Origin of the sequence: Cupriavidus sp. DL-D2 (assembly GCF_039710735.1) — a bacterium.
Lineage (GTDB): Bacteria > Pseudomonadota > Gammaproteobacteria > Burkholderiales > Burkholderiaceae > Cupriavidus.
This window is the reverse complement of record NZ_JBDKXK010000025.1, coordinates 103066-114471: the sequence shown is the minus strand read 5'-3', so window position 1 is coordinate 114471 and position 11406 is coordinate 103066. Positions and strand designations below refer to the sequence as shown.

At 64.6% G+C, this 11406-nt stretch carries 9 protein-coding genes; 4 read left to right on the top strand and 5 right to left on the bottom strand.

What is annotated here, in order from left to right:
• Positions 1-257: 257 nt before the first annotated feature.
• Complete coding sequence (locus ABDB81_RS16015; protein WP_137925631.1) at positions 258-587, bottom strand: hypothetical protein; 330 nt, start codon at positions 585-587, stop codon at positions 258-260.
• A 185-nt stretch (positions 588-772) separates the two neighbouring features.
• Positions 773-1159 carry a hypothetical protein gene (locus tag ABDB81_RS16010; protein ID WP_160473414.1) on the bottom strand — a complete coding sequence of 129 codons (387 nt, stop codon included), beginning with the start codon at positions 1157-1159 and terminating at the stop codon, positions 773-775.
• Positions 1160-1471: 312 nt separating this feature from the next.
• Here ABDB81_RS16010 and ABDB81_RS16005 point away from each other — a divergent pair, with 312 nt between their 5' ends.
• Positions 1472-2827: a tetratricopeptide repeat protein gene (locus ABDB81_RS16005; protein ID WP_346812064.1), complete on the top strand. Its 1356-nt coding sequence runs from the start codon at positions 1472-1474 to the stop codon at positions 2825-2827.
• Here ABDB81_RS16005 and ABDB81_RS16000 read toward each other — a convergent pair.
• Together ABDB81_RS16000 and ABDB81_RS15995 are read right to left on the bottom strand one after the other, a co-directional pair.
• A complete protein-coding gene (locus tag ABDB81_RS16000) occupies positions 2814-3641 on the bottom strand; it encodes a class I SAM-dependent methyltransferase (RefSeq protein WP_137925634.1) in 828 nt (275 codons plus the stop codon). The genes ABDB81_RS16005 and ABDB81_RS16000 overlap by 14 nt on opposite strands.
• 220 nt (positions 3642-3861) lie before the next feature.
• Entirely contained in the window at positions 3862-5388 is a 1527-nt protein-coding gene (locus tag ABDB81_RS15995; RefSeq protein ID WP_237380430.1) for a BON domain-containing protein, read from the bottom strand.
• 310 nt (positions 5389-5698) lie between these two features.
• On the opposite strand from ABDB81_RS15995, the gene ABDB81_RS15990 reads away from it, so the two are divergent.
• The 3 genes from ABDB81_RS15990 to ABDB81_RS15980 all read left to right on the top strand — a co-directional run bounded on the left by ABDB81_RS15990 (position 5699) and on the right by ABDB81_RS15980 (position 9559).
• Complete coding sequence (locus ABDB81_RS15990; RefSeq protein ID WP_137925635.1) at positions 5699-6265, top strand: lipocalin family protein; 567 nt, start codon at positions 5699-5701, stop codon at positions 6263-6265.
• 220 nt (positions 6266-6485) lie between these two features.
• Complete coding sequence (gene ilvD, locus ABDB81_RS15985) at positions 6486-8345, top strand: dihydroxy-acid dehydratase (RefSeq protein ID WP_346812063.1); 1860 nt, start codon at positions 6486-6488, stop codon at positions 8343-8345.
• A 140-nt stretch (positions 8346-8485) separates the two neighbouring features.
• The gene (locus tag ABDB81_RS15980; RefSeq protein ID WP_346812061.1) at positions 8486-9559 is read left to right on the top strand and encodes a mechanosensitive ion channel family protein; all 1074 of its coding nucleotides are present in this window, start codon (positions 8486-8488) and stop codon (positions 9557-9559) included.
• Here the strand turns inward: ABDB81_RS15980 and ABDB81_RS15975 are convergent.
• Positions 9542-11284, bottom strand: a complete 1743-nt coding sequence (locus tag ABDB81_RS15975; RefSeq protein ID WP_346812060.1) for an ABC transporter ATP-binding protein — start codon at positions 11282-11284, stop codon at positions 9542-9544. The genes ABDB81_RS15980 and ABDB81_RS15975 overlap by 18 nt on opposite strands.
• Between the last annotated feature and the right edge of the window lie 122 nt (positions 11285-11406).

Genomic DNA, 11406 nt, shown 5'->3' with positions numbered 1-11406 from the left:
GGCCACGCAGTTCTATCTACGACAGGCCGCAATTTGTACCGCTGCGCCCTCACCCCCGGCCCCTCTCCCGCCTTGCGGGAGAGGGGAGCAAAACAAGAGAAGGAAACGGGGAAACCCCGAGACAACGAAAACTTCACATCGGCACATTCTGCCGCAGCATCCCCGTTCCGGCCAGTCGGTATTTTTCTGACGTGTCAGACGCTTGAACGAAAAACGCCGGCCCGAAGGCCGGCGTTACGCATCGATCGAAAGCCGCATTACATCCGCACAGGACCGGGGCAGGCTTTCAGTCCCACCCACATGATCACGATGACCACGTTGACCGGCACGCTGAGCGCACCGGGCAAATAGAAGATCACGGACAGGCCCGGCTGGCGCATCAGCATTTCCACCGCGCAGCCCAGCCCGTACAGCAGCACGCCGCACCACAGCCATCGACGCATATACGTCAGCAGCCAGTGGGCACGCGACTGATTGAAGCGCCACGCTGCCGCACGCGCAAGCACATCGCCCCGACTCACATCCTTGAAGAGCCAGTCGAAGAAGAAGTACCGGTACAACAGCGTGCGGAAAGCGAGCTCTTGCATGATGCGTGGCGCGTGGCGCAAACCCTGTTCAGTGATGGAGTAACGCAATGCCCATGCCCGTGCCGCACCTGGCGCTGGCGCATGGACTAACTGTAGTCACTGAACTGCCACGCGGTAAGAATTTCACGCCGGCCCCACGAAACTGCCATGCCCCAATGTGGAACATGGCGCAGGACCGGCCGGCTTCAGGCGCCGTCGAGGTACGGATTGCGTTGGCCCAGTCGCGTACCCAGCGCATCGGGCGCCAGCGTCATGCTGGCCGGGTCCACCTGTGCAGGCGGCGGAGTCATGGCCGTCGATGCAGGCGGGGCAACGACGGCGCCCGGTGCGGGCGGCACACCGGTCTGCACGCCCTGCATCGAACCTTGCGCATAGGGGTTGGGCTGCTGCGCGGGTACGGCTTCCGGCGCTGTCGGTGTCGCGCCGGCCGGTACAGCGGAAGGTGCGGCCTGGTATGGCTGTGCGGCTGGCATCGGCTGGCCCTGCTGGAATGGGTTCTGCTGCGCGAGCAGCGGATACGACGCCACCAGCGCGCCAGCCATCAACAGGGATTTCGCCAGATGTTGCTTCATTCAAGATCCTCCGTATAAACGCCTACAGGCATTGGGAACGGCAACTGTAGCGGTGAGGCCCCTGACATTCTGTTCGATTTTGCAACTGACATTTACCAGCCTTGCGACGTCCGCGCATGCACGATATGTACGCGCGCGTGTGCTCGACACGCCGCAGTGCGATGGGTTCCGACATTCCGCTTGTCCCGGTTGTGCCGCAACGTGGCATGCTGTCCGGGACGTGTGTCCCGATACATCGAGCACGCGGTTCCCTACGATGTCTGCCGATTCCGCGCCTCTCGGCGCGGACGCCACGCAAGCACGGAGTACGTCATGGCACATACGGATGCACGAGGACTCGCAGTCTCCACACAGCACGCGCGCTCGGTCGAGCGATACGAAGCGGCACTGGCGCTGCTGAACGGCTACTACGCCGATCCGCTGGCCGAAATCGACGCCGCACTGGAGGACGATCCTGCGTTCGCGATGGGTCATGCGTTCCGCGCCGGCCTGATGGTGACCGCTGGCGATGGCACGGCGGCACCGCTGCTTCGCCAGAGCGTGGAAGCGGGCGAGGCGCTTTATGCGCAAGCCAACGACCGGGAGCGCCGCCACATCGCCGCCGCGCGCGCATGGCTGGATGGCCGCTTCGACCAGGCGCTGCGCCAGTACGGCGACCTCGTGATGGATTACCCGCACGACCTGCTCGCCATCCAGGTAGCGCATCTCTGCGATTTCCTGCTGGGCCAGTCGTCGATGCTGCGCGACCGCATCGGCCAGGTGCTGCCGCATTGGGATACGCACACACCGGGCTACAGCTACCTGCTCGGCATGCAGGCGTTCGGATTCGAAGAGACGCATCTCTACGACCGCGCCGAAGCGGCGGGACATCGCGCACTCGACATCAATCGGCGCGACCCGTGGGCCGTGCATGCCGTGGCGCATGTCATGGAGATGCAGGGCCGTACGGACGATGGCGTGGCGTGGCTCGACAGCCGACGCGACGACTGGGCCAGCGACAACATGTTCGCCGTGCACAACTGGTGGCACCTGGCGCTGTTCCACCTTGAGGCCGGCCATACGGAGGAAGTCCTGGCGCTCTTCGATCGATACATCGCACGACCCCTGCCTGCCATTGCCCTCGATCTGATCGACGCGTCGGCCATGCTGTGGCGCCTGCATCTGCGCGGTGTCGAGGTCGGCCAGCGCTGGCAGCCCGCGGCCGACGACTGGCTGGGGCGCGGCGCAGCCGGCTACTACGCGTTCAACGATGTGCACGCGATCATGGCGAGTCTGGGCGCCGGCCGGCCTGATGGCGCAGCGGCATTGCGCGCAGCACTGGATACGGCGGCGCAGGGTGAAGGCACCAATGCCGCCATGGCACGCGATGTCGGGTTGCCGGTGGCCGATGCGCTGATCGCATTCGAGCGCGGCGAGTTCGCGCAGACCATCGAACTGCTATTGCCCGTGCGACTCATTGCGCACCGGTTCGGCGGCAGCCACGCGCAGCGCGACATCATCGGCCTGACACTGATCGAGGCCGCGATACGCGATGGCCGTGCCAGTCTGGCTGGTGCGCTGACCGCCGAGCGTGCCGCACTCAAGCCGATGAGTCCGAGCCTGCAAATCCTTGTGCGGCGCGCCGACGCGTGCCGCACCAGTGACCAGCCGCAGGTCAGGGCCGCTTGACGGTCACGCGCAGGAAGGTCGCGGGAATCGACGTGGTGTCTGCATTCCCGCTTTTGTTCTGCGCGTTGAACAACGCCTCCAGTTCACGCTGCAAGTCGTCGGTACGTCCGTTGGCCTCCGCCGCGGCAAACGCGTTCATCGTCGGTCCGTAGTAGTTGCGGAATTCCGCGAGCAGTTTCGACGGCGAGCCTGCGAACTTGAAGTCGTAGGTTTCCTTCGAGAAGGAAATATTCCCGGGCGGCACGCCTGCCTTGCCGAAGCGCTCCGTCACCGCTGCCTCGCTGCCCCACAGCATCGGACTGATAAAGCCCTCGGGTGGCGGCGGCGAGTAGCTCATGCTGGTCTTGAGCACCTGCGCCACGAGCGTGGGATCGTTCGGAATCCAGTTGCCCATCACGATGCGGCCACCGGGCTTGGTCACGCGCACCATTTCTCGTGCCACGTCATCGGGCTTCGGCGCGAACATCGCACCGAACATGCTGACGACCAGGTCGAAGGTGGCGTCCGGCAGGTCCGTCAGCGCGCAGGCGTCGCCTTCCTGAAAGCGCAGATTGTCGAGTCCGGCTTCTTTCGCCCGCTTGTTGCCGGCCGCCACGAGGTTGCTGGCGATATCCACGCCCAGCACATCGGCCCCTCGCTTTGCGGAAGGCAGCGCCGTGGTGCCGTCGCCGCAGCCGAGATCCAGCACTTTCATGCCCGGCTTGACGCCAAGGCTCTCGATGATCTGATCGCCGCTATCGCGCATCGTCGCCGCCAGCCGCGTGAAGTCGCCCTTCTCCCACAACGCCTTGTTCGGATTCGGATTGGTATTCATGTGCAGTCCCCTACGATTGGCATTATTGCGGCGGCGCGCTGCAAGAGCAGCGTCGCTGCCGGCTCCCCCGGGGGTTCTGGTTTTGTAGACCATGCGCCCCGCGCAATCAATCCATAGTTGGCCGCTCGTCTCGAAGCCGACGCAAAAAGCCCCGCCAGCAAGACATGCCCGGCGGGGCGATACCAGGGACCGTCAGTTCCGATGTGGCGCTAACGATCTATCAAGTAGACGATTTCGTTGGTGTCGTGGTGCCGCCGTGGGGATCGGTCCCAGCCGGCGTCGTGCCGCTGCGGCCTGCTTCCATGCCACCGCCATAGCTGCTGGCGGACGATCCGGTTGCGCTGCCGCTACTGCTGATGCCGCTGGTCTGCCCCGCCACGTTCTGGCTGGCCGTCTGGCCGGCCTGCCCCAACTGGCCGGTCAGGCCTGGCTGCGAGGATTGACGCGTCCACTGGCCGCCTTGCCCACCTTCCTGCCGTGTGACGCGAAGCTGATTGGTCACCTCCTTCACACCAAAGACCTCGTCGGCCATGTCCTCGATACGGTACTTCTGCTGGCGATCCTGCACCGAACCGCTCAGCGTCACCACCCCATCGGACACCTTCACTTCCACATCGCGGACATCGAGCCGCCCGGAATGCGTGAGCCGTTCGCACAGGTCTTCACGAATGCGATCGTCGGAACGCACGTAGCCCTTCGGACCGACGCGCTTGCGCGCCGGCATGTCGCCGCTGCCGCCAAGGTCGTAGCCATAGCCACCCTGTCCACCGCCCTGGCCGCGGCCTTGCCCATAGCCACTTTGTCCACCCATGCCACCCTGACCGCGCGTCATCCCCTGGCGCTCGTTGGCACCCGTGAACTGTTCGTAGCCGCGGCTCTCGCCACCGCCCGCACCCCGGTCGCCGCCATAGCCGCCGTAGCTGCGTTCGAGAGAGGTCTGGCCGCGTCCGCCGCGAGACCCTTCATAGCCGCCACCTTCATAGCCGCCATAGCCGCTCTGGCCGATGCCACCGCTCTGCCCCCGCTGACCTTGCTGCCACGATTGACCCCGCCCCTGCCCGCCGCGCGTGCCTTGCTGTTCGTCGCCCCATGACTGCATGCCCTGCTGCTCGCTGCCGCGGCGCCATTGTTGCTGCCGATTCATGTCGCTACCGTAGGCATCTTCCTGATGCCAGTCGCCCCAACGCTCGCGATCTCCGCTGCCACCGCGTTGCTGGCCGAAGCGCTGGTTGCCGCCACCGCCGAACCGGCCTTCGCCGCGTTCGCCATAGCGTCCTTCGCCATAGCCTTGATCGCGGCGTCCGTAGCCTTCTTCGCCACGGCCATAGCGTTCCTCGCTGCGTCGTCCTTGCGAGCTCTGCAGGTCGCGCTGATAGTCGCTGCGTTCATAGCCTTGCCCGCTGCCTGACTCGCGTCCCTGTCCCGCGCGCTGGTTCGCGCGCATGCCGGTGAAGCGTTCGTCTTCCATGCGGCGCTGGTCACCGCCGTAGTGGCTGGACGACGATGAAGAAGACAAATCGCGATCCGCATTCCAGTCGCTGCCTGCGCCCTGCTGGCGCGACGCTCCGCCCTGCCAATCCGAACCGCCGCCCTGCTGTCGTTGCGACATCCATCCACCACTATCCGCCTGCTGCTGGCGTTGCGAACCTTGCGATTGCCAGCTATTGCGTTGTGTCTCGCCGCGATGGTCGTCGCTATCGCCATAGCGATTGTCCGTACCGCCGCGTCCGTTGTTTTCCTGAGCCATGATCGTCTCCGGTCAATGCGTCGATGAAAAGGTCCGCGCGGGTGGCTGTCGCCATCGCCACGCACTGGAACCTGATTGACGCAAATTCCATACCGCCTGAGCCGCGCGCCCCGAAGCGCCCCGCAAGGCACGCCAGCGCACCGTGGCGCGCGTAGCGCCCGGACGTTCTTGCACGCTCGTATAAATCCTGCGTGTGTGCTGGCCGGCAGTGCAGGCCGCGTGTCGGCGTTTGTCTGATTCGATGCGCGCAGCGTTGATCGCTTCGCCAGGATGCGCATAATCGACCCGACCATTCCATTCGGAGACCGCCGTGAAACGATCCGTCCTGCATCTCACTGCCGCCAGCGCCGTGCTGGTGGGTTGCGCGTTGCTCGTCCAGGCGTGCAGCACGTTCTCATCGGGCAAGCGCGGCAACATGGCAGTGCCCGAACCGGCCAGGCAAGTGGATCTCAAGCGCTACCTTGGCAAGTGGTACGAATACGCGCGCTATGAAAATGGCTTCGAGCGAGGCTGCGATGGCGTGACCGCCGAGTACGCCCTGCGCGAGGACGGCCTGGTCTCCGTGATCAATACCTGCGGCAACGGTGGCGACAAGGGCGGCGGCGCCCGCACCTCGGAAGGCCGCGCCAAGGTGGTGCCGGACAGCGGCAACGCCAAGCTCAAGGTGTCGTTCTTCGGCCCGTTCTATGTGGGCGACTACTGGGTGCTCGACCATGGGGACGACTACGAATGGTCGATCGTCGGCGAACCGTCCGGACGATACCTGTGGATTCTCACGCGGGACGCGCGTCCCGACGAATCGACAGGCCTGAAGTTGGTGGAACGCGCCCGATCACTGGGCTATGACACGGCGATGCTGAGGAAGACCGCGCATTGAGGGTGGGGCGAAGGGCGATTTCAGGCGGCAAACCGGGCATGCATGTATCCCATGCGCCACATCGACATGATGCGCCGTTCGTGCGTCATATGGGATAATCCTCGGCTTTGCCCCGGGCGCGACTCAAGAGGTTGTCTGCACGGACGAGCGATGGGCCCCAATCCCGCTGGCCCGCCTGATTTCACGCGATTTCCCCGCGAACCTTCATCAGCACCCACAAATGCCCGTATACCGTTCCAAAACCTCCACCGCCGGCCGCAACATGGCAGGGGCGCGCTCGCTGTGGCGCGCTACCGGCATGAAAGACGATGACTTCAACAAGCCGATCATCGCGGTGGTCAATTCGTTCACCCAGTTCGTTCCCGGCCACGTCCACCTGAAGGATCTGGGCCAGCTGGTCGCCCGCGAGATCGAAGCCGCTGGCGGCGTTGCCAAGGAATTCAACACCATCGCCGTGGATGACGGCATCGCCATGGGCCACGACGGCATGCTGTACTCGCTGCCGAGCCGCGACATCATCGCGGACTCCGTCGAGTACATGGTCAATGCCCACTGCGCCGACGCGATGGTCTGCATCTCGAACTGCGACAAGATCACCCCGGGCATGCTGATGGCCGCGATGCGCCTGAACATTCCCGTGATCTTCGTGTCGGGCGGCCCGATGGAAGCGGGCAAGACGCGCCTGGCCAACCCCGTTACCAAGCAGATCGAGTTCAAGAAGCTCGACCTCGTCGATGCGATGGTGATCGCCGCCGACTCGAACTACTCGGACGCCGACGTGGCCGAGGTAGAGCGCTCCGCCTGCCCCACCTGCGGTTCGTGCTCGGGCATGTTCACCGCCAACTCGATGAACTGCCTGACGGAAGCGCTGGGGCTCTCGCTGCCGGGCAACGGCACCGTGGTGGCCACGCACGCGGACCGCGAGCAACTGTTCAAGCGCGCCGGGCGCCGCATCGTGGAACTGGCCCGCATGTACTACGAGCAGGACGACGAACGCGTGCTGCCGCGCTCGGTGGGCTTCAAGGCGTTCGAAAACGCCATGACGCTGGACATTGCCATGGGCGGTTCCACCAACACCATCCTGCACCTGCTGGCGATTGCCATGGAAGCCGGCATCGAATTCACGATGACCGACATCGACCGCCTGTCGCGCGTGGTGCCGCAGCTTTGCAAGGTGGCCCCGAACACGAACAAGTACCACATCGAAGACGTGCACCGTGCGGGCGGCATCATGGCCATCCTCGGTGAACTCGATCGCGCCGGCAAGCTGCATACCGATGCCCCGACCGTGCATTCGGCCACGCTGGGCGACGCACTGGACCAGTGGGACATCGTGCGCACCAAGGACGAAGCCGTGCGCAAGTTCTACATGGCCGGCCCCGCCGGTGTGCCGACGCAGGTGGCATTCAGCCAGGACACGCGCTGGCCGAGCCTGGATCTGGATCGCGCCGAAGGCTGCATCCGCTCGTACGAACACGCGTTCTCGAAGGAAGGCGGACTGGCCGTGCTGTTCGGCAACATCGCCCTCGACGGTTGCGTGGTGAAGACCGCCGGCGTGGACGAGAGCATCCATGTGTTCGAAGGTTCGGCACACGTGACCGAATCGCAGGACGAAGCCGTCGAGAACATCCTCAACGACAAGGTCAAGGCCGGCGACATCGTGATCGTGCGTTATGAAGGTCCGAAGGGCGGCCCCGGCATGCAGGAAATGCTCTACCCGACCAGCTACATCAAGTCGAAGGGCCTGGGCAAGGAATGCGCGCTGCTGACCGATGGCCGCTTCTCGGGCGGCACCTCGGGCCTGTCGATCGGCCACTGCTCGCCGGAAGCTGCTGCCGGTGGCGCCATTGGCCTGGTGCGCGACGGTGACCGTATCCGCATCGACATCCCCAACCGATCGATCAACGTGCTGGTGTCCGACGAGGAACTGGCCCGCCGCCGCGAGGAACAGAACGCCCGTGGCTGGAAGCCGTCCAAGCCGCGTCCGCGCAAGGTATCGGGCGCGCTCAAGGCCTACGCCAAGCTCGTGATGTCGGCTGACAAGGGCGCCGTGCGCGACCTGTCTTTGCTGGACGATTGATTTGGCTGTGCCGCCGGTTTGCTCCCCTCTCCCGTTGCAGGGGAGAGGGGAGCAAACCACAGGGTCGATTCAATCGTTACTCCTGAACTTCCCCTCCTTCCTCCTGTCGTTATGGATTGCTACCTCACATTGCACATCCAATGAACGCTGAGCAGATCCTCTCCCATCCCTGGTTCAACACCTGGACGGCTGCCGTCATCGCTGTCATTGCAGCGCTCGTCGTGCATCGCATTGGTGGCCTGCTGTTGTTGCGCGTCACCCGCTCCACCCTGCTACTACGTGCCATCGTGATCAAGGTGCGTGCGCCGGCGCGGTTCGTGTTGCCGTTGCTGGCGCTACAAACCGTGTGGCAGGCGGCGCCCGATGACTTGCGTTGGATAGACAGCGTGCGGCATGTGAACGGCCTGCTGATGATCATCGTCATCACCTGGCTCGTGGTGCGGATCATCGGCGGGTTCGCGGAAGGCGTACTGGGCCGCAACCCCGTTGACGTGGCCGATAACATCGATGCGCGCCGCATCCACACGCAGACCCGCGTGCTATCGCGCATTGCGATGACGCTTGCGATCGTGATGGGTGCCTCGCTGCTGCTGATGACATTCCCGGGCGCGCGGCAGGTGGGTGCCAGCCTGCTCGCCTCCGCCGGTGTGGTCGGCCTGATTGCCGGCTTTGCCGCCAAGCCCGTGTTCAGCAACCTGATCGCCGGCTTGCAGTTGGCATTGACGCAGCCGATCCGTCTTGACGATGTGCTGATCGTCGAAGGCGAATGGGGGCGTGTGGAAGAAATCAGCGGCAGCTATGTGGTCCTGCGGATCTGGGACGAGCGGCGCATGATCATTCCGCTGCAGTACTTCATCGAGAAGCCTTTCCAGAACTGGACCCGCAGCAGCGCGCAGTTGACGGGCTCGGTCTTCTTCCACGTGGACTACGGCATGCCGCTGGCACCGTTGCGCGCGGAACTGGAACGCATCGTCCACGCCGCGCCGGAATGGGACCGGCGCTTCTTCAACCTCGTGGTCACCGATGCCAACGAGCGCACCATGCAGCTGCGCGTGCTGTGCACGGCAGCCTCGTCGGGACTCGCATGGGATCTGCGCTGCGTGGTACGCGAAGGGCTGATTTCATTCATGCAGCGCGAGTATCCGCAGTATCTGCCACGCCTGCGCATCGAAGCCGATCCCACGCCACCCACCGACTCACCCGGCGCGCCGTGACAGCACCGCGTCGCGCGGTCCGGCATCGGTCACGCGGCCAGCCTCGACCACGACAATCGTATCGAAGCGCGACAGCAGGCTCGGGCGATGCACCGACGCCACGATGCATGCCGTGGGAAACGCCTCGAACATGCGCTCGAACACACGCCCTTCGGATTGCGGATCGAGCGCGCTGGTAGGCTCATCCAGCAACAACAGCGAACTGCCCTGCGCCGCCAGCGCACCGCGCGACAGTGCCAGCCGCTGCCGCTGTCCACCCGACAGATTCCCGCCGCGCTCGTTCAGTGCACTCGCCAGTCCATCGGGCATGCGTTCCAGCACCTCGTCGAATACGCCGGTATGGACTGCGGATTGCAGCGCGGCGGCATCGGCCGGTTCACCGAAGGTGAGGTTCTCCTCGACACTCGCTTCGAACACTTCGGCTTCCTGCGGAATCAGCGTGCCCAGCGTACGCAACGCCGCCCAATCAATCGGCGCACCATCGCAAAGCAGTTCGCCGTGTTGCGGACGATAGAGTCCGGCCAGCATGCGCAATAGCGTGCTCTTGCCGCCGCCACTCGGACCAATGAGTGCGATGCGCGCACCACGTTGCAGATTCAAGTCGATGCCATGCAATCCGCCGCGTGCGTCGTCTGCGTAGCGCAACGTGGCGGCGCGCAATTCCAGCGATTGCCACGGCGCATCTGCCACGATGGCTGGTGTCACTGCATCGGCATCGCCGGGTGCATCCCAGATCGGTTCCGCGCTGCCGTAGTCGGTATGCATGCGCGCGAAGCTCTGGAAGTTCGACGCCATGGCGCCCACCACCGTGGCTGCCTGCTGCGCGTACTGGTAGATCATGAAGATCGTGCCGAGCAGCACTGCCTGTCCCGGCTGGCGTGTCTGCAACACATAGACCACCACGAGAATCCACGTCAGCCCCATGCCGAGCAGGTCCACAGCAAACCACTTGCCCTCGTTGACCATCACCGCGCGGCGCAGAGGCACCATCACGGCATCCATGCGATGGCCCAGCAGCTTGCGCGATGCGGCCTGCAATCGCAGCCCCACGACCGTGCTCGCGTTGCCGACGAAATCGAGCAACGCCGCCGCATAGCGACGCTCGGCATCATTCTCCGCGCGCGCCAGTTGCATCAACGTGCGGTCGAAGCGCAGGATGATGATCGCCACCGCCACATAGCCCGTGATCGCGATCACGCCACTGGTACGCGACAGCAAGGCCAGCGCCACAATCGGTCCCACAAAGTTGAACGCACTCTGCAGATAGCCGAACTGGTTCTGCGCGAAATCCGACAGCGCACGGCTCGACTGCACCACACGATGCTGCAACTCGCCCGAATGGCGCCCATCGCGCCATGCCAGCGGCGCCATGGCAATGCGCGCATAGAGTTGATCCGATAGCCGCTCACGCACCCGTACGCCTACGTTGCGCTCCAGGATGCGCCCCGGACCATGCAACAGCCATGACAGCAGATAGATGCCGATGAGATACACAATCCAGCGCCCGGCCACGTCCATCTGGCCCTGCTGCAATGCATTGATGGCCTGCGCAGCGAGCCATGGCATGGTCAGGCGCAGCAACTGGGCTGCCGAGAGCAGGCCCGCTGCGCCCAGCAGATGGCGCCGTACGCCGTGGGCGTGGCGCCAGAGCGCGCGATACAGGTCGCGTGCCGCACTGCCGAGGCCAATGGCGGGCGGACGTGTGAGTGTGTCGGGTGCCGTCATGCGCAAGGTATCCAGGCTGGTGTGTACGCGTGATTCTATAGGCCCGAGTGCGCTGGTGTGATCGCCGTTGACCCTGTGCGCATCAACTCCTACTCTAGGTACGGTGTTCTTCCCGCTGCGCG

Excerpts from the sequence above, each read along its gene's own strand:
- ABDB81_RS16015 (WP_137925631.1), bottom strand. The coding sequence starts at position 587 with ATGCAAGAGCTCGCTTTCCGCACGCTGTTGTACCGGTACTTCTTCTTC.
- ABDB81_RS16010 (WP_160473414.1), bottom strand. The coding sequence starts at position 1,159 with ATGAAGCAACATCTGGCGAAATCCCTGTTGATGGCTGGCGCGCTGGTG.
- ABDB81_RS16005 (WP_346812064.1), top strand. The coding sequence starts at position 1,472 with ATGGCACATACGGATGCACGAGGACTCGCAGTCTCCACACAGCACGCG.
- ABDB81_RS16000 (WP_137925634.1), bottom strand. The coding sequence starts at position 3,641 with ATGAATACCAATCCGAATCCGAACAAGGCGTTGTGGGAGAAGGGCGAC.
- ABDB81_RS15995 (WP_237380430.1), bottom strand. The coding sequence starts at position 5,388 with ATGGCTCAGGAAAACAACGGACGCGGCGGTACGGACAATCGCTATGGC.
- ilvD (WP_346812063.1), top strand. The coding sequence starts at position 6,486 with ATGCCCGTATACCGTTCCAAAACCTCCACCGCCGGCCGCAACATGGCA.
- ABDB81_RS15980 (WP_346812061.1), top strand. The coding sequence starts at position 8,486 with ATGAACGCTGAGCAGATCCTCTCCCATCCCTGGTTCAACACCTGGACG.
- ABDB81_RS15975 (WP_346812060.1), bottom strand. The coding sequence starts at position 11,284 with ATGACGGCACCCGACACACTCACACGTCCGCCCGCCATTGGCCTCGGC.